The sequence below is a fragment of the Providencia alcalifaciens DSM 30120 genome (genome assembly GCF_000173415.1).
Taxonomy (GTDB): Bacteria; Pseudomonadota; Gammaproteobacteria; order Enterobacterales; family Enterobacteriaceae; genus Providencia; species Providencia alcalifaciens.
Genome location: NZ_ABXW01000049.1, coordinates 73,248 through 97,695, shown reverse-complemented (window position 1 = coordinate 97,695; position 24,448 = coordinate 73,248). Strand labels below are relative to the sequence as shown.

Sequence of the window (24,448 nt, the reverse complement as noted above, 5' to 3'; positions counted from 1 at the left end):
GCCATTGGTTTTGTCGTCGCGTCTTTGTGTGGCTTATGTTAAAATTACGCGCTTTCCATTCCCACACATGCGTAATAGATGATGAAACATACTCTGGATGTAATGATCTCTGAAGAAGAGATTGCTCAAAGAATCAGTGAATTAGCAGACAGCATTAGTGCTCATTACCAAGATAAACACGGTGAGTTAGTTCTGGTTGGTCTGCTAAAAGGCTCTTTCATTTTTATGGCAGATCTATGCCGTAAAATCACAGTACCTCATGAAGTTGATTTCATGACGGTATCAAGCTACGGCAATGCGATGACATCAAGCCGTGATGTGAAAATTGTGAAAGATTTAGATGAAGATATTCGCGGTAAGCATGTGCTGATCGTGGAAGATATCATTGACTCAGGCAATACCTTAAATAAAGTCCGTGAGATTTTTGGCTTACGTGAGCCAGCATCTGTGGCAATTTGTACGCTACTTGATAAGCCATCTCGCCGTGAAGTAGACGTGCCAGTTGAGTGGATCGGTTATTCAATCGAAGACAAATTTGTCGTAGGTTATGGTATCGACTACGCACAACAGTATCGTCATCTGCCTTATATTGGACACGTGACTTTGCTGGAAGAGTAATTAACTTTATTCTTTGCAATAAAAAGAGCAGCCTAGGCTGCTCTTTTGCTATTTAGCATCAGGAAATTATTTTTTCTGTGTAAGCTTAGAGATAGCCTCACGATAGCCTAACTCTAATTTTTCTCGGCTATCTGAAGTAATGTGTAAATCATGCAAACGACCATTATTGATACCGTAAACCCAGCCATGGATCATGATATTTTGACCGCGTTTCCACGCAGATTGCATGATAGTCGAGTGACCTAAGTTATACACTTGCTCAACGACGTTTAATTCGCAAAGGCGATCTAAGCGCTCACAAGGTTTTAGTTCACCTAACATAGAGCTATGGCGATACCAGATATCACGGATGTGTAATAACCAGTTATTGATCAGGCCCAATTCGGTGTTATCCACCGCGGCTTCAATACCACCACATCCGTAGTGACCACAGATAATAATGTGTTCGACTTGCAGAACATCAACCGCATACTGAATAACGGATAAACAGTTTAAGTCCGTATGGATAACTAAGTTCGCCACATTACGGTGAACGAAGAGATCCCCAGGGGCTGCGTTGATCAGTTTTTCGGCAGGCACTCGACTGTCTGAACAGCCTATCCATAAAAATCTAGGTCTTTGAGCTTTTGATAATTCTTTAAAGAATTCAGGATCTTTTTCTTTTACAGAGGCTGACCATGCTTCGTTATTAGCAAACAGCTCTTCAATTTTTCTCATCATGACTTATAGCCTAGTTGTTTGTAGCTTAATTGTGTGACTTTGCGATAAAATCTTATACAGTATTTATTGATTAAATAATAATTAGTTATACTAATTTCATATCTATGATGAACCACTCATTTATACATGACAACCCTCAATTAGGGGGATGCTGAATAATACCTTGTTAAATTATTATCACTTTTCTGCATAACATCCGACAAGAAAAAGTGGCATCATTGTTCTATATTGCCTCCAAACAGTCCCAAGAATAAAGGTATTTTTAATATATGACTTACGCACTCGAACTATCGCAGCTAACGAAAACCTATGCAGGTGGTGTGAAAGCGTTGCGTGGAATTGATTTACGCGTGGAAGATGGTGATTTCTATGCCTTGCTTGGACCTAATGGTGCAGGAAAATCGACAACGATAGGGATTATTAGCTCATTGGTGAATAAAACCAGTGGTTCAGTCAGCGTGTTTGGCTATGACCTAGATAAGCAAGTTGTTCAAGCTAAACAGCAGCTTGGTTTAGTTCCCCAAGAATTTAATTTTAACCCATTTGAAACGGTATTGCAGATAGTCTTAAACCAAGCTGGCTATTATGGCGTTCCTCGCAATTTAGCGAACCAGCGTGCTGAGCAATATCTTACTCAGCTGGATTTGTGGGAGAAGCGCAATGAGCGTGCACGTAATTTATCTGGCGGGATGAAACGCCGCCTGATGATTGCTCGTGCTTTAATGCATCAGCCAAAATTACTCATTCTCGATGAGCCAACCGCCGGTGTTGATATTGAACTGCGTCGTTCTATGTGGACGTTTTTGAAAAAATTGAATGCACAAGGCACCACCATTATTTTGACGACCCACTATTTGGAAGAAGCGGAAATGCTGTGCCGTAATATCGGGATTATTCAGCATGGTGAGCTGGTGGAAAATACCAGTATGAAGCAGCTTTTAAGCCAATTAGAGTCAGAAACATTTATTTTTGACTTAATGCCGAAAAGCCCGCTTCCCGATTTGGTCGGATATGAGTCTCGCTTGGTGGATACCTCAACCCTTGAAGTCGATGTGAAGCGAGAGCAAGGGCTCAATGGGGTATTCAGTCAATTAAGTGACCAAGGAATTCAAATTTTGAGTATGCGTAATAAGGCGAACCGTCTAGAAGAGCTATTTGTTAGCTTAGTGAAAAAAGATAATCAAGTCTCTCAGAAGGAGAGTGTGTAATGTTCACTCTGTATTGGGTTGCCTTAAAAACTATCTGGATTAAAGAAGTGACTCGTTTTGGTCGTATTTGGGTACAAACTTTGTTGCCTCCAGTGATCACGATGTCGCTCTATTTTGTCATTTTCGGGAACTTAATTGGGTCTCGAATTGGTGAAATGGGTGGTGTAGATTATATGCAGTTTATCGTCCCCGGTCTTATCATGATGGCGGTAATCACTAACTCATATTCAAACGTCTGTTCATCGTTTTTTGGTTCTAAATTCCAGAAAAATATTGAAGAGTTATTAGTGGCACCAGTTCCAACTCATGTGATTATCGCAGGTTTTGTGGGCGGTGGTGTTGCACGCGGAATTCTAGTTGGCTTCTTAGTCACCATTGTTTCGCTATTCTTCATCCCGTTGCAAGTTCATTCATGGTCAATGGTTGTGGTGACATTATTGCTAACTGCAATAGTGTTTTCTCTGGCGGGGCTTTTGAATGCGATTTTTGCCAAAACCTTTGATGATATCAGCATTGTTCCAACATTCGTTTTAACCCCGTTGACGTATCTGGGTGGGGTATTCTATTCCTTATCGTTATTGCCACCATTCTGGCAGGCAGTGTCCAAGCTGAACCCGATTGTGTATATGATCAGCGGCTTTAGATATGGCTTTTTAGGCATTGCCGATGTGTCTATTGTCGTTACCTTAAGCGTATTAATGGTATTTTTAATTATTTTCTATGCACTGACATGGTATTTAATTGAGCAAGGAAGAGGCTTAAGAAGCTAATTTAGCGGAAGGGCAGAATTAAGAAAGGAAGTAAAACGGTGATGAGAATGAAAAATGCCCCTCTAAGGGGCATTTTTTGATATTAAGCGACTTGAACCGGCACTGCTTTGGCAATACGGCTCATGGTGTTATTCGCGTCAAAGTAAGCGACTTTAGGTTGATGCTGGCGGGCTTCTTCGTCAGGCAGCATGCCATAAGTGCAGATAATCAATTTATCACCAACAGCCGCACGGCGAGCCGCTGCACCATTAACGGAGATAATTTTAGAACCGCGTTCTCCTGCAATTGCATAAGTCGAGAAACGTTCGCCATTGTCCACATTATAAATATCGATCGCTTCATACTCTAAGATACCAACCGCATCTAAAAAATCCTGATCGATAGCGCAAGAGCCTTCGTAATGTAGATCTGCTTGGGTAACGGTGGCACGATGGAGTTTGCCCAATAGCATTTTTCTTTGCATGTATTCTTCCTCATTCAAGCCACAGCGTTGTTGGCTGCGCGCTCTTGCCCTAGTCACATACTTATGTATGCTCCTAGGGTCGCGTTTACTTGCCGCCTAGCTGTGACATGAATGAGTTTGAATAAATCTCAGGTTATTCTTTCTCATTCAAGCCCAGCGTTGTTGGCTGTGCGCTCTTGCCCTAGTTACATACTTATGTATGCTCCTAGGGTCGCGTTTACTTGCCGCCTAGCTGTGATATGAATGAGTTTGAATAAATCTCAGGTTATTTTTTCTCATTCAAGCCCAGCGTTGTTGGCTGCGTAATCATATTTATTCTTACTCATTGTATGCCACAGCGTTGTTGGTTCGTTCTCTTACTACCTAACGGTGACATCAATGATGTTTAAATTAGTTAAGCGATATCGAGCGGCAAATCGACTTGTAGATTATCGATTAAACGGGTTTTTCCTAACCATGCGGCCATCAAAATTACGGCGCGGCGGCTGGAAACCGTTAGCTCACCGAGGTTATCGGCATCACGAATAAACAGCTCATCAGGTGTAAATCCAGCCTGACGTAAAGATTCTTCCATTTCACCGATTAAGCGGGTTGCTGCGGCGGGAGAATCAGCCAGCTTTTCGCCCGCTTTTTGCATAATGGCAAATAGCTGAGGGGCTATTTTGAGTTCATCTGCGGACAGGTTATTATTCCGCGAGCTGAGCGCTAAACCGTTCTTGGCACGGACGATAGGGACACCGACAACTTGGATATCGAAAGAGAGATCCGTGACTAATTTACGTACCAATTGAAGTTGCTGGAAGTCTTTTTCGCCGAATAACGCAATATCAGGCTGAACCAAGTTAAACAGCTTAGTCAGAACGGTCGCAACACCGCGGAAATGCCCAGGACGGCTAGCACCCTCTAACATGGTAGAGATTTCAGGCACTTCAACATAAGTTTGATTATCCATTCCCTCAGGGTAGAATTCCGTCGCAGAAGGCGCAAAAACTAAATCAATATTTTTGCGTTTGAGCTTTTCGCAATCTTCTTGCAAGGTGCGTGGATAATTCGCTAAATCGGATTGACGGTCAAATTGCATTGGATTAACAAAAATACTGGCAATCACAATATCCGCTTGCTGTTTTGCTTGGTCAATCAGCGTCAGATGCCCATCATGTAAATTTCCCATCGTAGGGACAAACGCAATACGTTTGCCTTCTTGTTTCCAGCGGCGAATTTCACGGCGCAAGATTAGCGATGTTTCAATAATCCGCATACTTCCCATCCTTATCGTTATACGTTATATAGAATTAAGAAAATGAGTGGGCGTCACTCGGGTAAATTTCTTGCTCAACTTCTTGAATATACAAGCGAATAGCATCACTGATATTCCCTGCTTCAGCCAGAAAATTTTTCGCGAACTTGGGTGGTTTGGCTGTGATCCCTAAGGCATCATGCATCACCAAAATTTGTCCATCAGTGCCTTTTCCCGCACCAATACCGATGACAGGTAACAGTAATTCTTCAGTGACTTGGTTCGCGAGGGAGGTAGGAACACACTCAAGAACGAGCAGTTGAATACCTGCATTTTCGAGGGCAATCGCATCTTTAATCAATTGGTTAGCGGTCACTTCATCACGACCTTGGACTTTATAGCCCCCCAATACATTGACAGCTTGTGGGGTTAAGCCTAAGTGACCACAGACAGGCACGGAACGTTCACACAGCATTTTGACCGTATCACATAGCCAGCTGCCCCCTTCAATTTTGACCATGTTAGCACCTGCCTGCATTAAAATAGCGGCATTTGTGCACGCTTGCTCTGGCGTGGCATAGCTCATAAATGGCATATCAGCGATGATAAATGTGTTAGGGGCGCCTTTACGAACACAGCGAGTGTGATACGCAATTTGTTCGACAGTGACAGGCAGGGTGCTTGATTCTCCCTGGATAGTCATTCCTAAGGAATCACCAACGAGAATCACTTGGATACCTTGCTCCGCAAATAGTTGTGCAAAGCTGGCATCATAAGCAGTAATGGTGGCGAATTTGTGTTTCTCTTTCTTATATTGACACAAATCAGCGAGAGAAATGGGTTTCATTAAAATAACCTCCGGAAATGATTTCTCTTATGACCATACCTTAAAAGAGGTTAAATACGTCAGGCGTTTATTCCCAAAGCATTAGGCCATTACGAGGGACGTGTATAAGTCTTTCTGACAGTAATTCACCATCAGGAAAAATCAGGGAAGGGGTAATATCACTGAGCGGATAAAGCATAAATTCACGCTCCTTTAGCCCATAATGTGGAATGGTTAACCGTTCTGTATTCATGATGCGGTTACCAAACAACATGATATCGAGATCTAACGTTCTTGGTCCCCAGCGCTCATCTTTACGAACACGCCCTAAATCTAACTCAATTTTTTGAGTGTAATTGAGAAGTTCTTCGGGTTCGAGTTCTGTTTCCAGTAAAACGGCCAGATTGAGAAAATCAGGCTGATTTTGTGGACCGAGCGGCTTGGTTCGATAAATAGATGAAGTGCTCACAACGCGACTGTTTGGGATTGCATCTAATGCAGTAATCGCTTGTTGTGCTTGCTTAAGTGGCTCGCCTAAGTTGCTGCCAATGGCAATATACACCTGCTCCATTTCTTTATCTCTCTACAGTGATCGCAACGACAGTTTAAGTCGTTGCGACTGACACAATTATGATTTGTTAGGCTTTCTATTGCCAGATTGCGATGAACGATGTGGACGTTGGCGACGGCGAGTCGGTGCACTGCCTAATTCCGAAATCATTTCACGTTGTTTCTGTGCGTTAGACTGCTGGAAATCACTCCACCATAATGCGAGTTCTTGTAGCTCATTACGGTGCTCAACATTTGCTCTTAGCTCTAATAAATCAAAGGCTGCACGGAATTTCGGGTGCTCCATTAACTTATTCGCACGGCGACCTTGGCGACGAGGTAGGCGCAATTGCAGCATCCAAATATCACGCATGGTTGTGGTGATACGTTTTGGTATTGCAATAGAGCGGCACTGTTCATCCAGTACATCATTCATGGCCAGTGCAAAAGCATCGTAGTAAGCCAGCCCACCTTCCTGTGCTAATTTCTCAGCATGTTCAGTGACGGGATACCATAACATGGCTGCGAATAAAAATGCAGGGTTGACTCTCTTATCATTTTTTAGTCTGAAATCAGTATTTTTTAACACTTGTTCAATGATTTTTTCCATTGGAGAGTCGCCATTCTCGGTGAAGCGGCTTGCAATCACTGGGAACAGTTGCTCAAACAAATGGTACTGATTCAGCATTTTATATGTGGCGTAGCCATAACCCGCTTGAAGTAATTTTAATGACTCTTCAAACAGGCGAGCAGATGGAATCTCACCTAGCAGTGGGGCTAAGCGGTGAATGGGTTCTGCGGTCTTTAGCTCGATACGCATATTGAGCTTACAGGCAAAACGTACAGCACGGATCATCCGAACGGGATCTTCACGATAGCGAGTTTCTGGGTCACCAATTAGGCGAATGACACCATCTTTTAAGTCTTGCAAGCCATTAACGTAATCACGTACAGAGAAATCATCAATGTTGTAATACAGGCTATTGACGGTGAAGTCGCGACGAATTGCATCTTCTTCGATGGAGCCGAAAATATTATCGCGAAGTAACATGCCATTTTGCGCTTGGGATGACAGATTTTTGTCATCTACTTCTTGATCATGGTGACCACGGAAAGTGGCAACTTCAATAATTTCTGGACCAAACATAATATGTGCAAGGCGGAATCGGCGACCGACCAGTCGGCAATTACGGAACAGCTTGCGAATTTGCTCAGGCGTTGCATTGGTCGTGATATCGAAATCTTTGGGTTTTTGACCCAATAATAAATCACGGACGCCGCCCCCAACTAAATAGGCTTCATAGCCATTTTTATTGAGGCGATATAATACTTTCAGTGCATTATCACTGATGTCATCACGCGAGATTGGGTGATCTGCTCGTGGGATAACCGTAATGGATTCTTGTTTCGTCACGGGTGTTCGCTTCTGTGTTTGAACATCGGAACGCTTAGGATGACGAACCGTTTTCTTTATTTGCCTAGTATTCTGCTCATGCCGAGTGTTCCTCTCAGATTTTTTTTCTGATGCAGAAGGAGTGACTGGCCTTTCACTGGCTGCCTGTGTGTCTCGCACACCGCGCTTTGGCATCGCGTCCTGTTCTGTGGACGATGCTGGTTCATTGCGAGATAAAATATTACGGCAGAAATTTGCTACTCGGTTAAAAATAGTACACCTCGATGTCATTACATAGATTCATAAAACAAAATAAGCGGCTAATCATAGCTCACTGAAGTTTCTTTGAGAATGGTTAAACGAATAAAAGTCATGGCTAATTATATTTTATATCAATTAACTCAGTGAATATTATACTAATTGTAGATTTTTATCATGTAACGCAAACGATAACAAAAGCAGCAAAAATGAGAATGGAAACATCAGCGAAAAGGGGGAGTTTGAATTTTTTTGAGGGTGCGAATCCTTATAACGGCGCAGGGTTAATGCGCCGTTGAGGACTCCCAATACAACAATTAGCCAGCCATCTGCTTTTCGCGGATTTCTGCTAATGTTTTACAGTCGATGCACAAATCTGCAGTTGGACGCGCTTCCAAACGACGGATGCCAATTTCCACACCACAAGATTCGCAGTAGCCAAAATCTTCATCTTCAACTTTCTTCAGCGTCTTTTCGATCTTCTTGATCAATTTACGTTCGCGGTCGCGGTTACGTAATTCGAGGCTGAATTCCTCTTCCTGAGCGGCTCTATCAACGGGGTCTGGAAAGTTAGCTGCCTCATCTTGCATATGAGTAACAGTCCGGTCCACTTCATCTCTGAGTTGATTGCGCCATGCTTCGAGAATGAGCTTAAAATGCGCCAATTGGGCTTCGTTCATGTACTCTTCGCCAGCCTTCTCATGATAGGGCTCAACCCCGGCAATGGCGAGAATGCTTAAGGACGATGTCTTACGTTTTTGCCCTTCTTGCATAATGCTTCTCCTACACACGCAAATTTTACAAAAACCCCAAGGGGGAAAATTTAAGGTCGCTATAAATATCAGAAGACAGCCGTCTTGGCAATCGTTCATGTGATGAGTTTTGTAATGCTGTGAGGGCAAGCGTGTTTCTTCCCTTCACTAGCACTCATAACTCGATGACCTTGTTTAAATATCGACTAAACTAAAATGACTTAGTCGGGGTGAAGCGAACTGATGTCCCTATTTGCATTTTTTGTTTAGATATATCCACTTGATAACACAGAACTTCGACGCCATTGGCAATAGCCTGTTCTAACAACGCTGCATATTGAGAGTCAATATGTGCAGCGGCGGATACTACGTGGATGCCGCTATGTAAAACAACAAACATAAGTATGGCGCGTTTTCCTTCTTTAGCAATCTGAGTCAGCTCTCGAAGGTGCTTTTGCCCCCTAATTGTTTGGGTATCAGGAAAATAACCATGACCATCCTCTAGTAAAGTAACTGATTTTACTTCTATAAAACAATCAATTAACCCATCTTGAGCAAGAAAAAAATCAATTCGGCTGTTTTCGTTTCCATACTTCACTTCGGGAGTCACTATACTGTAGTCAGATAATTCTGGAATATGTTTTTTTGCCAACGCTTCTGCCACTAATTGATTTGCCCGCATTGTGTTAATACAAATTAGATGGTTATTTTGAGTTTGCGTTAACTCCCAACTATAAGGGTATTTTCGTTTCGGATTATCTGAGGTGGAATACCACACCGTATCTCCAGGCGTGGCACAACCTGTCATGGCTCCCGTATTCGCGCAGTGTATCGTTATTTCCTCTCCCTCGGGGGTGACGACATCCGCTAAAAAACGCTTGTAGCGTTTAATTAAAGTCGCTGATTTTAATGGGGGGATAAATTCCATGTCTTCTCCGTTTTACTGCGTTGCTCGTGATATAACATGGCCTCATGCTATATAGGCTTATGTGATAGACAGTATTAATGCGTCATATTGGTTAATGCTACAATGCTTAACATAAAAGTTAAACGTCATGGAGTCGCCCCTTAGTGTTCCCTATCTTAGAAGTAAGTAATGACTTACTCGCTGCTTTAGCGAAATCTCCGCAAGTTCTCTTACATGCGCCAACTGGCGCAGGTAAATCCACTGTACTGCCGTTAGAAATTCTCAAAAGTGGGCAGTTCAATGGGCGGATCATTATGCTAGAACCGCGGCGGATTGCTGCGCGTTCGGTGGCTGCTCGTTTAGCACAACAGTTAGGGGAATCGATAGGCGAAACCATTGGCTTGCGAATGCGCTCTGAAAGTAAGGTTAGTGCTAAAACACGGCTAGAAGTGGTCACTGAAGGTGTTCTCACGCGTCAATTACAAAATGACCCGATGCTTGAGGGTGTCGAGTTAGTCATCTTGGATGAGTTTCATGAGCGTAACTTACAAGCGGATTTAGGGTTAGCACTGTTATTGGACTCTCAACAAGCATTGCGGGATGATTTAAAAATTCTATTAATGTCTGCAACTCTTGATAATCAGGGACTTAGCCAGTTATTCCCTGATGCACCTGTGATAAGTTCTCTAGGAAAAGCATTTCCCGTTCAGCGAGAGTATAGACCCATCAATCCGAATAAACCTTTCCATCAGGAAGTCGCTAGCGCGGTTTGGCAATTAATGCAGCAACAAAGTGGTTCCTTATTGCTGTTTTTACCCGGAGTTGGTGAAATTGAACGTACCAAAAGTGAGCTAGAAAAGAGGGTGAGTGAGGATGTACTCTTGTGCCCAATGTATGGCGCTTTATCTATCCAAGCTCAGCAACAAGCCATTTTCCCTGCACCAGAAGGTAAACGTAAAGTGGTGCTTGCCACCAATATTGCAGAAACGAGCTTAACTATCGAAGGGATCCGGCTAGTGGTGGACAGTGGCTTCGAGCGAGTGGGACAGTTTAACCCCAGAAGTGGTTTAACCAAATTAGTCAAAAAACGGATTAGCCAAGCTTCCATGACTCAACGGGCAGGACGAGCAGGGCGTTTAGAGGCAGGGGTATGTTGGCATCTATTTAGCGCAGAGCAAGCTGAACGTGCTGCGCCATTTAGCGAAGCAGAAATCAACAATAGTGATTTAAGTGGGTTATGGTTAGCGCTTCTTCAATGGGGATGTCATGACGTTTCTCAACTTCAATGGTTGGATGTTCCCCCTGATGCGGCATTGTCTGCCGCTAAAACCTTGCTCTTTAAGCTGGGCATGACAGATAGTCAAGGAAAACTCACCTCGATGGGGAATAAAATGGCAGGTATGGGAACGTCAGTCCGTACGGCTGCTATGTTGTACCATGCACAGCAAACTCACAATAAACAGGTTGTGCAGCTTGCGGCATTATTAGTGGCAATTATTGAGGAACCACCTCGTAACGGCGTAACGGATCTTCATACTTATTTAGAAAAACCCACCGAGAATTGGTGTAAGCGGGCATCAGTTTTAAGTGGTGAGAAAGTCACGCAGGCATTGTACAAAACGAACTCATTGATTAGTGAGTGGTTACCAACACTACTAGCGGCAGGGTTTCCGGACTATATTGCTAAATCCCGCGATAACCAAACTCGCTATCAACTCGCAAGTGGCTTAGGGGCAATTTTAGACGACAGTGACCCATTGATAGGGAGCGCTTGGTTAATGGTTGCGGGACTTTGGCAATCAGAAAATTCGGCGGATGCGCGGATCTCCCTAGCCTATCCCATTGAGATTGAAAAACTTCAACAGGATTGCCCACATCTTTTCAATTCCCAAGAAACGGTTGAGTGGGATGAGCAACGTGGCAGCTTGCTGGCGTGGCGCCGCTTACAGTGTGGGCCGTTAGTCGTAAAATCTCAACGGCTGACGAATCCTGAACCTCAAGAAATTAAAAATGCGTTAGTGTATTGGTTGCAGCAAAACGGTTTACAGACGCTAAATTGGCAAGATAATGCGCTGCAATTACGCATTCGCTGTGCGTTAGCTGCTCGCTATTTTCCTGATAATTCGCTCCCTGCAATGGATGATGCCGCGCTACGAGAAACGTTGGATACGTGGTTAGCCCCGTATCTTGATGGCGTGACAAGCAAGAAAAAATTGCAGGGTATTGATTTAATGAATTTATTATTAAATCGATTAGATTGGCAGCAACGTCAATGGCTTGATGCGTTTTTTCCTATGACTTACACCGCGCCATCGGGTAGCGAGGTAAGTATTCACTATTCTCTGGATAAACCTCCGATAGCTGAAATTCGTCTACAAGAGGTCTTTGGTGAAAAAGCGAATCCGACCGTGGCAATGGGAAATCTGACGCTGACACTATCTCTACTTTCACCGGCTCGGCGCCCGATACAAATTACTCAAGATCTTGGCGCATTTTGGCAAGGTAGCTATAAAGAGGTGCAAAAAGAGATGAAAGGTCGTTACCCCAAACACCCTTGGCCAGATGATCCTGCAAATGCGCAGCCAACTCGACAAACAAAAAAAGCGATGATGAGTGCGAAATAACCTAATTTTGTGCTCTAATAACGGGCTGTAAATTAGGCGGTCGGTCTCGATAGGTAGCGTAAGAAAGTGTAATTAGGAGCTTTCTTCCGTGAAATTCCTTGAATTATGAGCCAAAATTAGTCTTAGATTACATCTACGCATTTTTAGTTAGATTTTAATGCCTATTTAGGTATAGGAGATATGGAGCGACCATGTCCGGTAAAGATTTTGAACCCATTGGTAGACGAAAAAGACGCGCTGCTGAAAAAAATGCATCCTCTTCACGCCGCCGTAGACGCCGCGATGATTATGATGACGATTTATATGATGATGAAGATATTGATGACGAATATCTTGATGATGAAGACGATGAAGAAGAGCAAATGACTAAAAAAGGCTCAAAAAAGAATAAACCTCGTAAGAGTAAATGGCGCTGGTTCTGGCTGCTGTTTAAATTAATGTTGGTATTCGCTGTGATACTGGCAGCTTATGGTTTTTATCTAAACCAACAAATAAAAGAGCGCCTTGATGGTAAGGTGTGGGATCTGCCCGCGGCGGTATATGGTCGCATGGTGAATCTTGAACCTGGCATGGATTACAGCCAAGCTGAAATGTCCAACTTGCTCGAAGGAATGCAGTACCGCAAAGTCAGCAAAATCACGACGTCTGGTGAGTTTGTGGTGAAAGGCAATACGATTGAAATTCTGCGTCGACCATTTAATTTCCCAGACCAAAAAGAGGGGCAAGTTCTCGCACGTTTGGTGTTTGAAAATGGCATGTTAAGCAAGATTGAAAACATCGAAAATGGACGCTCATTTGGCTTTTTCCGTTTAGATCCGAAGCTTATCACCATGATGCAATCTGCCAACAATGAACAGCGCTTAGTGCTACCAATGGCGGATTTTCCTGAATCTCTAATTAAAATACTCCTTGAAACGGAAGATAGAAACTTTTATGAGCATGATGGTGTCAGCTTATATTCTATCGGTCGTGCGGTGGTGGCGAACGTCACGGCTGGGCGTTCAGTGCAGGGGGGAAGTACCTTAACTCAACAGTTGGTGAAAAACTTATTTTTAACCAACGAAAGAACCCTAAAACGTAAAGCTAATGAAGCTTTTATGGCACTGATTCTCGACTACAACTACAGCAAAGAGCGCATTCTTGAGCTGTATTTGAACGAAGTCTATTTAGGGCAAAATGGTAATGATGAAATTCGCGGCTTCCCATTAGCAAGCCTGTATTATTTTGGTCGTCCAATCAATGAGTTAAGTTTTGACCAACAAGCGTTATTGGTAGGTATGGTGCAAGGTGCATCCACCTACAATCCATGGACTAAGCCTCAAAATGCGATTAAACGTCGTAATATTGTGCTGAAAATCCTTGAAACGCGCGGTGTGATTGATAGCGAAATGTACCAAGTTCTCAGTGCAAGACCGCTCGGTGTGAAAAACAAAGAGGGGTTAGTCGCATCTCAACCTGCATTTATGCAGATGGTGAGACAAGAGCTAAATGAGAAATTGGGCGATAAAGTTAAAGATCTCTCTGGTGCGAAAATCTTTACAACACTTGATCCTGTCGCACAAACAGCCGCTGAAAACGCGGTTGAATCAGGTGTGGCTGATTTGCGTAAATCTCGTAAATTAGATGATATCGAAGGCGCAATGGTTGTTGTTGACCGCATCAATGGCGAAGTTCGTGCAATGGTTGGCGGGTCAGACCCGCAGTTTTCAGGCTTTAACCGTGCACTGAATGCTCGTCGTAGCATTGGTTCACTGGCGAAACCCCCTGTTTACTTAGCTGCATTAAGTGAGCCAGACCGCTTCCGTCTAAATACATGGCTATCCGATGAACCACTGACATTAAAAGTGGGTAATCAAAGCTGGAGCCCACGAAACTATAGCCGTAATTTTAACGGACGTATGATGCTAGTGGATGCGCTTGCGAAATCACAAAATATTCCAACCGTAAACTTAGGAATGGAAATTGGTCTTGACCAAGTGATGAACACCTTTATCCGTTTAGGCGCACCAGAAAGTGCGATGGAAAAAGTCCCTGCGATGTTATTGGGGGCTGTGAACTTAACGCCAGCAGAAGTCGCACAAGTGTATCAAACCATCGGTGGTGAAGGTAACCGTGCGAAATTATCTGCGTTACGCTCTGTGATTGATGGTGACGGAAAAGAGCTGTACCAAAGTTACCCATCTGCAGAACGTGCAGTACCGTCTCAAGCCGCATATTTAACACTATTTGGTATGCAGCAAGTGGTACAGCAAGGGACTGGGCGCGTATTACTTAATAAATATGGAAAATACAATCTGGCGGGTAAAACGGGCACGACGAATGACTTGCGTGATAGCTGGTATGCTGGAATCGACGGTAAAGAAGTTGCTATTGTCTGGGTCGGGCGCGATAACAACGGACCAACCCAATTAACTGGTTCAACAGGGGCATTAAGGGTTTATCAACGTTATTTAGATAATCAAACGCCACTGACATTAATCAACCGTGCACCAGAAGGCATTACTGACATGCGCGTCATGATGGATGGACAATTTAGCTGTTCTGACTTTGGTGGCGGTAGGATGTTGCCAGTATGGACGGATGACCCTCAAAGCCTATGCCAAGGTTCCACATCGCAAGACCCTGCATGGAATTTAAATGGGAATAATGAGGCACCGCAAGAAGAGGCTGCACCAGATTGGGTGAAAGATATGTTCGGTGATTCCCCATCCAATTCTCCATCATCCCGCACGCCGTAGCGTTGTTGGCTCCATTTGGATACTCGGGTCACATACGTTTGTATGCTCCCCGAGTTATCCTCGTTTGCCGTTTTGCTACAGCGCACGGGATTTAGGCAAATGTTGAGGTAAGCCATAAGTTTGAAAAGAAAATAGAACAAAAAATAGGCGCCGTCTTGTGCAGATGGCGCCTATTTTTTTGGATTTTAGTGTGAGAAATTACTCGGCTTTAATTTTTGCCAGTGCAATTTCAGCAGCATTGATGGTGCGCTGGATATCTTCATCACTATGGGCGATAGACATAAATCCAGCTTCGAATGCTGCAGGTGCTAGGTATATGCCTTGTTCTAGCATATAGTGGAAGAACTTCTTAAAGCGTTCCACATCACATTTCATGACGTCTTGGTAGCAAGTAACGGATTCTGCGTCAGTGAAAAATAGTCCAAACATTCCACCCACATGGTTAATCACCATTGGTACACCTTGATCTTTAGAGACACGCTCTAAACCACGAGCGAGTTTATCTGTCAGTTCAGTTAAACGATCATGGACGCCCAATTGGGATACTTCGTTTAAACACGCTAAACCCGCAGCCATTGCGACAGGGTTACCAGAAAGTGTTCCCGCTTGGTAAATAGGACCGATTGGCGCCAATTTTTCCATGATGTCAGAACGACCACCGAAAGCGCCTACTGGCATACCGCCACCGATGATTTTACCTAAACATGTTAAATCAGGCTGGACATTGTAATAACTCTGAGCACCACCAAGGGCAACGCGGAAGCCTGTCATGACTTCATCAATAATCAGCAGAGCATTAAATTCGTCACACAGTGCGCGAAGACCCGGTAAAAATTCAGCTGTTGGCGGAACGCAGTTCATGTTACCCGCAACAGGTTCTACAATGATACAAGCAATATCATCAGGATAATTTTCAAATGCTTGGCGAACAGAATCTAAATCATTGTAAGTACAGCTTAATGTGTGCTTAACAAAATCTTCAGGTACACCCGGAGAGTTAGGTTCACCCATGGTTAAAGCGCCAGACCCTGCTTTCACTAATAGGCAGTCGGCATGACCATGGTAGCAACCTTCGAACTTAATAATTTTGTCGCGACCCGTATAACCACGAGCAAGGCGGATGGCACTCATGGTTGCTTCAGTACCAGAGTTCACCATACGGATCATATCGATAGAAGGAACCAGATCACACACTAGTTTTGCCATTTCTACTTCAGCCGCTGTTGGTGCACCAAAGCTTAAACCTTTGTTAACCGCTTGAATGACCGCATCGCGAATGGCTGGATGGTTGTGACCCAATACCATTGGACCCCAAGAGCCGACATAATCAATATAAGCTTTGCCATCGGCATCATAAATGTAAGCGCCATCAGCGCGTTCGATAAATAACGGAGTACCGCCGACACCATTAAATGCGCGAACAGGGGAGTTAACACCGCCAGGGATTAGCTGTTGAGCTGCTTTATATAATTCTTCGGAATGGTGCATTGCAGGGCTCCTGAAAAGAGACGAAATAAAAAGTTGCCGCTATTCTAAAGCACAAGACTGATTAAACCAATGCTATCAATCACAATGATGAACCAATCACAGTGATTAATAGTAACTCTGTGCTCTATTGTATAACAACACTTGAACCAATCAGTCAGGTGACGGATAATTGAAATATTGATCTAAGTAGGCTTAGCCTTACATATGAATTTACCGATTATCGGTCTGGAGTAATAAATGAGTGATGATGCAGCTCTGCCACTGCAATTTACGGATGCAGCAGCAATTAAAGTAAAAGACTTAGTCGCCGATGAAAATAACCCAAACCTGCGTCTGCGCGTCTACATTACAGGCGGTGGTTGCAGCGGTTTCCAATATGGCTTCACCTTTGATGACCAAATCAATGAAGGGGATATGACCATTGAGAAACAAGGTGTCGCGTTGGTTGTCGATCCAATGAGTCTGCAATATTTAGTCGGTGGTAGTGTGGACTACACTGAAGGGTTAGAAGGTTCACGCTTTATTGTGACCAACCCAAATGCCAAATCAACATGTGGGTGTGGGTCGTCCTTCAGTGTCTGATTTTTCGTCATATTTCGGGTTGTAGGGGTGTTGGCTGCGCTCAGCTCCCCTCGTCACATACTTGTGTATGCTCCTAGGGATATCTTTGCTTTGCCGCCTACCTACAACTGCGAACTATTTAGAAAAACCCTTTCTTGATATTCAATCCTTAATTCTTAAGTTCTACTTCTTGGATACCTGTCTTTATTATTTATTCGGAAGTGCATTTAACTGAGCGCACAGCTGTTCGGTAGCATTAATGATGCGGGGACCAGCGCGGTGGAACCAATCCTCATTTAAGCGAATAATTGGGATGTTGAGTTGAGAATGCCAGAAGGCTTTTACCGTTTTTTCTTGCTCCGGTGAGCCAGTCATAATGATAGCGTCGGGTTTGCGAGTAAGGACTTGCTCACGGCTGACTTGAGGCCATTGAACTGCGCTATTTTCAAAAATATTTTGAGCGCCGCAGGTTTTCACGACATCATTTTGAATGGTCTGATCGCCAGCGCTAAATAAAGGCTGTGTGCCTAATTGAATAAATAGCCGCTTAGGTTTTTCATGATTCACCAATGTGTTTTTTTGCGCTTCTAAACGGCTGCGCATTTGCATAATATTTTTTTTAGCAATCTCTGGGTGAGGGCTATATTGTGAAAGCTCTTCTAGAGACGAAATAACGCCATCAATAGTTTGTGGGTCAAAATAGATAATTGGAATGCCCAACGACGCCAGTTGATCCAACGGACGCTGTGGATTTCCACCCCGCCATGCCAAGATTAAATCCGGTTTTAAGGCAACAATGCGTTCAATATTCATACCTTGCCAATCTGCCACTTGTTCAAGCTTTTGAGCAGCTTTTGGATAATCAGAATAAGCGCTAACAGCAACCAAGCTGTCTTCTAATCCTGCTGCGTAAGCGAGCTCGGTATTGGCTGGTGATAAGCTAATGACTCGGTACTTTGGCGCGGTGAATGCATGGCTTGCTAAGGTAAAGAAAAGCAGAAAACCAATTAGTGAGCGCATGAATTTGGAGGTTGAGTTCATATCATTACTTCACAAATAGGTATTAGAGAAAAGGCATAAAAGGGACTCAATTATGCCTTAATAAGATTAACAATGAATTAGGCTAATGCTGCGATAATCGCGGAAACCATCAATGAGGATTGGCGTGCAGCAACAGGTAAAAATTCATCAAAGCTAGTATGGGATTCTTTATCCGCCACATCTGAAATTGCGCGGACCACCACAAAAGGCACGTTAAACTGGTAGCAGACATGACCGATAGCAGCGGCTTCCATCTCAACGGCAGCAACGGTTGGGAAGGTCGCTTTGATGCGAGCTAAAGGCTCTGCGCCATTAATAAATGCGTCACCACTGCAAATCAGACCACGCACTGCGTTCATATCTAAGGCTTTAACACATTGTTCGGTTGTTTCAATTAATTTGGCATCTGCAATAAATGCAGGTGGGCACTGTGCCATTTGACCAGGTTCATATCCGAATGCAGTAACATCGGCATCGTGGTAGCGTACCTCGGTAGAGACAACAATATCACCGACATTTAAACGCGGATCTAAACCACCCGCTGAACCTGTATTGATGACCACATCTGGCTTGCAGTGTTCTAACAGTAACGTGGTGCCGATGGCGGCTGCCACTTTACCAATACCTGATTTTAATAAGGCAACATCAACGTCGTTCATTTTTCCTGTATAAATTTCACAGCCAGCAAGGCTCAATGTTTGGCAACCTTCAATTCTTTCGCGCAGGGTCGCAACTTCTTGCTCCATCGCACCTATGATACCGATTTTCATTATGTCATACTCACTGTTGATTAATTAGACACTTATGCTGTAGATGGCTAAAGTGTAACATCGAAAGGTGGGTTTTCCTCTGCCTTTTCTTTGGGTACTCTGGAATTAAAAGGCGAGGTATAGAGGTAAGCATGGCGGAAAAAGAGATTAACTTTGTTAGAAAACTGAGTTTTCAACGTAATTATATTAGTGCCAAAAGCCAACGAATTTCCGCACAGGATGAAGACGCGGTAAACCGTTTATTTGAAAGTGATCGTGGACGTATCATTAACTCTGCCGCAATCCGTCGCTTACAACAGAAAACCCAAGTTTTTCCCCTCGAACAAAATTCCGCAGTACGCAGCCGTTTAACTCACTCTCTTGAAGTCCAGCAAGTCGGGCGTTACATCAGCAAAACAGTGCTGGGTGAGCTTAAAAAGAAAAATTATTGGATGAATATGGACTGACCGAACGCTGTGATGCGTTTGAAAGCCTTGTCGAGATGGCGTGTTTGATGCACGACATTGGTAACCCACCATTTGGGCATTTTGGTGAAGCTGCGATTCAGCGCTGGTTTAGTAAATTATTAGCACCGGATTACGTGTTCACACCTGAGTCTCCTGACCCTTGTAAAATTAAAGCGTTGCAACTGACGGGAAATGAAAAACAAGACTTATTTCGTCGACAGCTGAAGCGAGATTTATGTTCGTTCGAGGGAAATGCACAAGGGCTGCGAATGGCTCATCGTCTATTGAAGCTGAATTTAACCTACGCTCAAATTGGCTCGATTTTGAAATATACTCGCGGCGCCTATGACCTTGAACCTATTCCGTCAGAATTTGATTATTTAATGAAAAAACCAGGCTATTACTGGTCTGAAGTCGATTTTGTTAGCGAATTAACGAAAAAACTAGAGATGGACAAATATTGCCGCTTTCCACTCACTTATATCATGGAAGCAGCGGATGATATTTCCTATTGTATTGCTGATTTGGATGATGCGGCAGAGAAGGGAATTTATACTGTTGAGCAGCTGATCGAATACCTAAAAGCAGAATGGGGAGAGGTAAAATCAGGCGATTTATTCGAGCAAACCATCTTGCGCGCATTCAATAATATTAGTGATAACCATACAAGACGCATTCAGCAAGACCAGTTTTTTATGTACTTGCGTGTGAATATTACGGGAAAACTTGCTCACTATAGCGCCCAGCGTTTTATTCAACATCTGCCTGAAATTTATCACGGTCGTTTTAATAGTGCGTTACTGGAAGATAAAAGCCAAGAACATCGCCTCTTAAAAGCCTTGAAAACCGTGGCATTCAAACATGTCTTTAACCACCATGAGGTGGAAGAGTTAGAGCTACAAGGTTACCGAATTATCAGTGGATTATTGGATGTTTATAGTCCGCTATTAATGATGGATAGAGACGATTTTGCCTCATTAGTTGAACAAAATTACCATAAACATTTTTTTATCGAAACTCGCCTATTTCATAAATTATCCAATAAACATCGTCTGTCTTATAACGAAGCCTTAGAAAAAATATCTGCAACTCATGAAGCCGATAAATCAATGTTGGAGTTTTATTACCGCGCCAGGCTTATTCAGGATTACATTAGTGGGATGACCGATCATTATGCATATGAAGAGTATCGAAAATTTATGGTCACCAATTAGTTCTGATAAAAAAAATTAGTGTATAGCGTGACAAAAAAACTAAGTGGTCACTAATTTTAGGAAAAAAATGCTATGATAGCCCGTTAATTTGTCTCTCTAATTATCTGGCAGTTGCAGTGTTAATGTGAGTAAACACTTACCCACTAGCGACTTAAAATAGAATTTATTTAACCCTGTTTAGTGACTACTTTATGGCCCAATTTTACTCGCCAAATCGCCGTACCACCCAACGCCGTCAAATCACGGTTCATGTCGATAGTTTAGATGCCGCTGGGCAAGGCGTTGCTCGCCACGATGGCAAAGCCATATTTATTACGGGGTTATTGCCTGGGGAAGATGCGCAAGTCGAATTAACTGAAGACAAACGCCATTTTGCTAAAGCCAAAGTCATTAAACGTCTCAGTACAAGCGCTCAACGTGTGCAACCGAACTGCCGTTATTTTAACCAATGCGGTGGTTGCCAGCAGCAACATGTCGATATTGCACTCCAACGGGAAAGCAAAGCGCAAGCCTTACAACATTTAATGAAGCGAGAAACAGGTGTTATGCTACCCGCCATTTCGGTGATTGGTGGGAAAGAATATGGCTATCGCCGCCGTGCCCGCTTAGGGCTGCAATACCAAAACAAATCCAATCACCTAATGATGGGATTTCGCCAGACACAAACGAATACGCTGGTGGATATCAACAGTTGCCCAGTTTTACACACGGAACTTGATGTGTTGCTAGCGCCGTTATCAACCTGTTTAAATCAGTTATCAATTGCCAGTAAATTAGGGCACGTAGAGCTTATTCATGGTGATAACGGCAACCTTATACTGTTACGTCATTTAGCCCCTGTTGACTTATCAGATAGAAAACGGCTGTTAGAATTTGCTCAATCTCACGGAGTCACTATTTGGTTGGCTGGCGATAATGGGCAACTACAGACTCTTCAGGCTGATGCTACGTTACCGGAATATCAGGTGGCAGGTGAAATTTTACAGTTTAGTCCTGCTAACTTTATTCAGGTTAATGGGGAAATTAACCAGCAAATGGTCGCGCAAGCGATAGCATGGTTAGATCTAAGCCCAGAAGATAGAGTATTGGATCTTTTCTGCGGGATGGGTAACTTTACCCTGCCGATAGCTCGTTTAGCGAAAATGGTCGTGGGTGTTGAAGGTGTTGAAAATTTAGTCACTCAAGCGAAAAATAACGCCCAGCGCAACTCAATTGAGAACGCTGCGTTCTATAATGAAAACTTGGAAGAGCAGATTCACACTCAGCCGTGGGCACAAGAAGGCTTCAATAAAGTGTTATTGGATCCGGCTCGTGCAGGTGCCGCCGGCGTAATGGAACATTTAATTAAACTGATGCCAGAAAAAATTGTCTATGTTTCTTGTAATCCAACAACCTTAGCAAGAGACAGTAAGGTTTTGCTTGAAGGCGGGTATCAGTTATCTCAATTGCGGATGTTGGATATGTTTCCGCAAACAAGTCATCTGGAATCTATGGCGTTATTTGTTCGTAGCCCAGAGGAGTAACAGGTAGGGAGAATATATGGTTGCAGTAAGAAGTGCACATCTAACCCCAGCAGGTGAATTTGACCCCGAAAAATGGGTTAATGATTTGGGTTTGAATAATAAACAATCAGAAGAAAAACTCATCCATACCTGGCAGTATTGTCACGATAAATTATCGGGGCAAGATATCGCGCCTTTGCTACTGTGGCGCGGCATAGAAATGACCGAAATTTTATCCACGCTCAGCATGGATATTGGTAGCTTACAAGCCGCATTATTGTTCCCTCTGGTTGAAGAGGGAAAATTGGATGAACAATCCGTTATCGATGATTTTGGGCAATCTATCCATGCGCTGGTAAAAGGCGTGATTGAGATGGATGCTATCCGTGAACTTAAAGCAACTCAATCGAATGAAACCAGCTCTGTGCAGGTGGATAATATCCGCCGTATGCTACTGTCGATGGTGGAAGATTTTCGCTGTGTCGTTATTAAACTTGCGGAACGTATTGCGCATTTGCGTGAAGTAAAAGATGCCAGTGAAGATGAACGCGTCTTAGCGGCAAAAGAGTGTTCTAACATCTATGCACCTTTAGCAAATCGCTTAGGAATTGGGCAATTAAAATGGGAATTAGAAGATTTCTGTTTCCGTTATTTGCATCCAGATGAATACAAAAAAATAGCCAAATTGCTGCATGAGCGCCGTATTGACCGCGAAGAATATATTGATAACTTTGTCAGTACACTGCGCAAATATATGTTGAAAGAGCAAATCCAAGCCGAAGTGTATGGACGACCAAAACACATTTACAGTATTTGGCGCAAAATGCAGAAAAAGTCCTTAGCATTTGGCGAGTTATACGATGTGCGTGCGGTGCGTATTGTGGTGGAGCGACTGCAAGATTGCTATGCCGCGTTAGGGATTGTTCACACCCATTTCCGTCATCTGCCCGATGAATTTGATGATTATGTGGCGAACCCGAAACCGAATGGTTATCAATCGATTCACACCGTAGTTTTAGGTCCTAACGGTAAAACCTTAGAAATCCAAATTCGCACCCGCCAAATGCATGAAGATGCTGAACTCGGCGTTGCTGCGCACTGGAAATACAAAGAAGGCGCAAGTGGTGTAGGCAAAGGCAGCAGCTACGAAAACCGAATTGCATGGTTGCGTAAACTTATCTCATGGCAAGAAGAGATGGCAGATTCTGGCGAAATGCTGGATGAAGTGCGTAGCCAAGTGTTTGATGACCGTGTGTATGTGTTTACGCCAAAAGGCGATGTAGTTGATTTACCTACAGGTTCGACACCACTCGATTTTGCTTATCATATTCACAGTGATGTCGGACACCGCTGTATTGGGGCGAAAATTGGTGGGCGCATCGTGCCATTTAGCTACCAATTACAGATGGGTGACCAAATTGAAATTATCACCCAAAAACACCCAAACCCGAGCCGTGACTGGCTTAATCCTAACCTCGGTTACGTGACGACCAGCCGCGGACGGGCGAAAATTCAAAACTGGTTCCGTAAACAAGACCGCGATAAAAACATTCTGGCGGGACGCCAAATTCTCGACAGCGAATTATCCCATCTGGATATCAGTTTACGAGATGCGGAGAAGCAGTTAATCGCGCGTTATAACGTACATTCACTGGATGAAGTGTTAGCCGGAATTGGCGGCGGCGATATTCGTATTAATCAGTTAGTTAACTTCCTGCAAGCCAAGTTTAATAAAGCGACGGCAGAGGAAGAAGATCGCGCGGCGATGAAGTCGCTAGAGAATAAATCAGGCGTTCCGAGAGCACCATCTCACGGGAGTGGTCGTGTGGTGGTCGAAGGGGTTGGTAACCTCATGCATCATATTGCCCGTTGCTGCCAGCCAATTCCCGGTGATGAAATTGTCGGATTTATTACCAAAGGTCGAGGGATCTCTATTCACAGTGCCGATTGTGAACAGCTTGCAGAGTTACAAAGCCATGCACCAGAGCGTGTCATCGATGCGGTTTGGGGAGAAAACTACTCCAGCGGTTACTCATTAGTCGTCAGAGTGATAGCGAATGACCGTAGTGGATTATTAAGGGATATCACCACAATCCTCGCAAACGAAAAAGTGAACGTATTAGGGGTAAGTAGCCGTAGCGATGTGAAACAGCAATTAGCGACCATCGATATGACTATCGAACTGTACAATATCGAGGTGCTGGGTCGGGTGCTTTCGAAATTGAATCAGTTGCCGGATGTTATCGAGGCGAAACGTCACTCCTCCTGATTTTCTTCATATTTCGAGCTGTAGGGGTGTTGGCTACATTCACTAACCCTAGTCACATACTTATGTATGCTCCTAGGGATTAGTTCAATTGCCG

General features: G+C 43.6%; 19 protein-coding genes and 1 pseudogene. 9 read left to right on the top strand and 11 right to left on the bottom strand.

Going from position 1 to position 24,448, the window contains the following annotated elements:
- The first annotated feature begins 81 nt into the window (after window positions 1-81).
- Complete coding sequence (gene hpt / locus PROVALCAL_RS11010; RefSeq protein ID WP_006661051.1) at window positions 82-618, top strand: hypoxanthine phosphoribosyltransferase; 537 nt, start codon at window positions 82-84, stop codon at window positions 616-618.
- Between the two features lie 66 nt (window positions 619-684).
- On the opposite strand, the gene can is transcribed toward hpt, so the two are convergent.
- Window positions 685-1,338 carry a carbonate dehydratase gene (can, locus tag PROVALCAL_RS11005; protein ID WP_006659328.1) on the bottom strand — a complete coding sequence of 218 codons (654 nt, stop codon included), beginning with the start codon at window positions 1,336-1,338 and terminating at the stop codon, window positions 685-687.
- Window positions 1,339-1,607: 269 nt separating this feature from the next.
- Between can and PROVALCAL_RS11000 the strand changes: the two genes are divergently transcribed.
- Both PROVALCAL_RS11000 and PROVALCAL_RS10995 read left to right on the top strand, forming a co-directional pair.
- Window positions 1,608-2,546 (top strand): ABC transporter ATP-binding protein, encoded by a 939-nt coding sequence (locus tag PROVALCAL_RS11000; protein WP_006659327.1) that lies wholly within the window; start codon window positions 1,608-1,610, stop codon window positions 2,544-2,546.
- Window positions 2,546-3,316 carry an ABC transporter permease gene (locus PROVALCAL_RS10995; protein WP_006659326.1) on the top strand — a complete coding sequence of 257 codons (771 nt, stop codon included), beginning with the start codon at window positions 2,546-2,548 and terminating at the stop codon, window positions 3,314-3,316. The genes PROVALCAL_RS11000 and PROVALCAL_RS10995 overlap by 1 nt, the downstream gene beginning before the upstream one ends.
- 82 nt (window positions 3,317-3,398) lie before the next feature.
- Here the strand turns inward: PROVALCAL_RS10995 and panD are convergent, their stop codons facing one another.
- The 7 genes from panD to sfsA all read right to left on the bottom strand — a co-directional run bounded on the left by panD (window position 3,399) and on the right by sfsA (window position 9,722).
- On the bottom strand, window positions 3,399-3,779 hold the full coding sequence (panD, locus tag PROVALCAL_RS10990) for an aspartate 1-decarboxylase (RefSeq protein ID WP_006659325.1): 381 nt from the start codon (window positions 3,777-3,779) through the stop codon (window positions 3,399-3,401).
- Window positions 3,780-4,173: 394 nt separating this feature from the next.
- Entirely contained in the window at window positions 4,174-5,037 is an 864-nt protein-coding gene (gene panC / locus PROVALCAL_RS10985; protein WP_036961573.1) for a pantoate--beta-alanine ligase, read from the bottom strand.
- Window positions 5,038-5,071: 34 nt separating this feature from the next.
- A complete protein-coding gene (gene panB, locus PROVALCAL_RS10980; RefSeq protein WP_006659323.1) occupies window positions 5,072-5,863 on the bottom strand; it encodes a 3-methyl-2-oxobutanoate hydroxymethyltransferase in 792 nt (263 codons plus the stop codon).
- A gap of 67 nt (window positions 5,864-5,930) precedes the next feature.
- Window positions 5,931-6,413: a 2-amino-4-hydroxy-6-hydroxymethyldihydropteridine diphosphokinase gene (gene folK, locus PROVALCAL_RS10975; RefSeq protein ID WP_006659322.1), complete on the bottom strand. Its 483-nt coding sequence runs from the start codon at window positions 6,411-6,413 to the stop codon at window positions 5,931-5,933.
- A gap of 57 nt (window positions 6,414-6,470) precedes the next feature.
- A complete protein-coding gene (gene pcnB / locus PROVALCAL_RS10970) occupies window positions 6,471-7,979 on the bottom strand; it encodes a polynucleotide adenylyltransferase PcnB (RefSeq protein WP_006659321.1) in 1,509 nt (502 codons plus the stop codon).
- 380 nt (window positions 7,980-8,359) lie between these two features.
- Complete coding sequence (gene dksA, locus PROVALCAL_RS10965) at window positions 8,360-8,815, bottom strand: RNA polymerase-binding protein DksA (RefSeq protein ID WP_006659320.1); 456 nt, start codon at window positions 8,813-8,815, stop codon at window positions 8,360-8,362.
- 190 nt (window positions 8,816-9,005) lie between these two features.
- Window positions 9,006-9,722 carry a DNA/RNA nuclease SfsA gene (gene sfsA / locus PROVALCAL_RS10960; RefSeq protein ID WP_006659319.1) on the bottom strand — a complete coding sequence of 239 codons (717 nt, stop codon included), beginning with the start codon at window positions 9,720-9,722 and terminating at the stop codon, window positions 9,006-9,008.
- A 143-nt stretch (window positions 9,723-9,865) separates the two neighbouring features.
- Between sfsA and hrpB the strand changes: the two genes are divergently transcribed.
- Both hrpB and mrcB read left to right on the top strand, forming a co-directional pair.
- Window positions 9,866-12,325, top strand: a complete 2,460-nt coding sequence (hrpB, locus tag PROVALCAL_RS10955) for an ATP-dependent helicase HrpB (RefSeq protein ID WP_006659318.1) — start codon at window positions 9,866-9,868, stop codon at window positions 12,323-12,325.
- A gap of 191 nt (window positions 12,326-12,516) precedes the next feature.
- A complete protein-coding gene (gene mrcB / locus PROVALCAL_RS10950; protein WP_006659317.1) occupies window positions 12,517-15,063 on the top strand; it encodes a bifunctional glycosyl transferase/transpeptidase in 2,547 nt (848 codons plus the stop codon).
- A 198-nt stretch (window positions 15,064-15,261) separates the two neighbouring features.
- On the opposite strand, the gene hemL is transcribed toward mrcB, so the two are convergent.
- On the bottom strand, window positions 15,262-16,551 hold the full coding sequence (hemL, locus tag PROVALCAL_RS10945; RefSeq protein WP_006659316.1) for a glutamate-1-semialdehyde 2,1-aminomutase: 1,290 nt from the start codon (window positions 16,549-16,551) through the stop codon (window positions 15,262-15,264).
- 237 nt (window positions 16,552-16,788) lie between these two features.
- On the opposite strand from hemL, the gene erpA reads away from it, so the two are divergent.
- A complete protein-coding gene (gene erpA / locus PROVALCAL_RS10940; RefSeq protein ID WP_006659315.1) occupies window positions 16,789-17,133 on the top strand; it encodes an iron-sulfur cluster insertion protein ErpA in 345 nt (114 codons plus the stop codon).
- A 186-nt stretch (window positions 17,134-17,319) separates the two neighbouring features.
- On the opposite strand, the gene btuF is transcribed toward erpA, so the two are convergent.
- A complete protein-coding gene (gene btuF, locus PROVALCAL_RS10935) occupies window positions 17,320-18,153 on the bottom strand; it encodes a vitamin B12 ABC transporter substrate-binding protein BtuF (protein WP_006661060.1) in 834 nt (277 codons plus the stop codon).
- A 77-nt stretch (window positions 18,154-18,230) separates the two neighbouring features.
- Window positions 18,231-18,923 carry a 5'-methylthioadenosine/S-adenosylhomocysteine nucleosidase gene (mtnN, locus tag PROVALCAL_RS10930; protein ID WP_006659313.1) on the bottom strand — a complete coding sequence of 231 codons (693 nt, stop codon included), beginning with the start codon at window positions 18,921-18,923 and terminating at the stop codon, window positions 18,231-18,233.
- A 131-nt stretch (window positions 18,924-19,054) separates the two neighbouring features.
- Between mtnN and dgt the strand changes: the two are divergent.
- The 3 genes and pseudogenes from dgt to relA all read left to right on the top strand — a co-directional run bounded on the left by dgt (window position 19,055) and on the right by relA (window position 24,354).
- Window positions 19,055-20,583 (top strand): annotated as a pseudogene (gene dgt / locus PROVALCAL_RS10925) (dGTPase).
- A gap of 191 nt (window positions 20,584-20,774) precedes the next feature.
- Entirely contained in the window at window positions 20,775-22,106 is a 1,332-nt protein-coding gene (rlmD, locus tag PROVALCAL_RS10920) for a 23S rRNA (uracil(1939)-C(5))-methyltransferase RlmD (protein WP_006659310.1), read from the top strand.
- A gap of 16 nt (window positions 22,107-22,122) precedes the next feature.
- Entirely contained in the window at window positions 22,123-24,354 is a 2,232-nt protein-coding gene (gene relA, locus PROVALCAL_RS10915) for a GTP diphosphokinase (protein WP_006659309.1), read from the top strand.
- Window positions 24,355-24,448: the final 94 nt, after the last annotated feature.

Bases quoted from the DNA above. Each gene is read 5' to 3' on its own strand.
- panB (WP_006659323.1), bottom strand. From the start codon at position 5,863: ATGAAACCCATTTCTCTCGCTGATTTGTGTCAATATAAGAAAGAGAAA.
- mrcB (WP_006659317.1), top strand. From the start codon at position 12,517: ATGTCCGGTAAAGATTTTGAACCCATTGGTAGACGAAAAAGACGCGCT.
- panD (WP_006659325.1), bottom strand. From the start codon at position 3,779: ATGCAAAGAAAAATGCTATTGGGCAAACTCCATCGTGCCACCGTTACC.
- erpA (WP_006659315.1), top strand. From the start codon at position 16,789: ATGAGTGATGATGCAGCTCTGCCACTGCAATTTACGGATGCAGCAGCA.
- btuF (WP_006661060.1), bottom strand. From the start codon at position 18,153: ATGAACTCAACCTCCAAATTCATGCGCTCACTAATTGGTTTTCTGCTT.
- mtnN (WP_006659313.1), bottom strand. From the start codon at position 18,923: ATGAAAATCGGTATCATAGGTGCGATGGAGCAAGAAGTTGCGACCCTG.
- relA (WP_006659309.1), top strand. From the start codon at position 22,123: ATGGTTGCAGTAAGAAGTGCACATCTAACCCCAGCAGGTGAATTTGAC.
- pcnB (WP_006659321.1), bottom strand. From the start codon at position 7,979: ATGCCAAAGCGCGGTGTGCGAGACACACAGGCAGCCAGTGAAAGGCCA.
- hemL (WP_006659316.1), bottom strand. From the start codon at position 16,551: ATGCACCATTCCGAAGAATTATATAAAGCAGCTCAACAGCTAATCCCT.
- PROVALCAL_RS10995 (WP_006659326.1), top strand. From the start codon at position 2,546: ATGTTCACTCTGTATTGGGTTGCCTTAAAAACTATCTGGATTAAAGAA.
- PROVALCAL_RS11000 (WP_006659327.1), top strand. From the start codon at position 1,608: ATGACTTACGCACTCGAACTATCGCAGCTAACGAAAACCTATGCAGGT.
- can (WP_006659328.1), bottom strand. From the start codon at position 1,338: ATGATGAGAAAAATTGAAGAGCTGTTTGCTAATAACGAAGCATGGTCA.
- dksA (WP_006659320.1), bottom strand. From the start codon at position 8,815: ATGCAAGAAGGGCAAAAACGTAAGACATCGTCCTTAAGCATTCTCGCC.
- sfsA (WP_006659319.1), bottom strand. From the start codon at position 9,722: ATGGAATTTATCCCCCCATTAAAATCAGCGACTTTAATTAAACGCTAC.
- folK (WP_006659322.1), bottom strand. From the start codon at position 6,413: ATGGAGCAGGTGTATATTGCCATTGGCAGCAACTTAGGCGAGCCACTT.
- hpt (WP_006661051.1), top strand. From the start codon at position 82: ATGAAACATACTCTGGATGTAATGATCTCTGAAGAAGAGATTGCTCAA.
- rlmD (WP_006659310.1), top strand. From the start codon at position 20,775: ATGGCCCAATTTTACTCGCCAAATCGCCGTACCACCCAACGCCGTCAA.
- panC (WP_036961573.1), bottom strand. From the start codon at position 5,037: ATGCGGATTATTGAAACATCGCTAATCTTGCGCCGTGAAATTCGCCGC.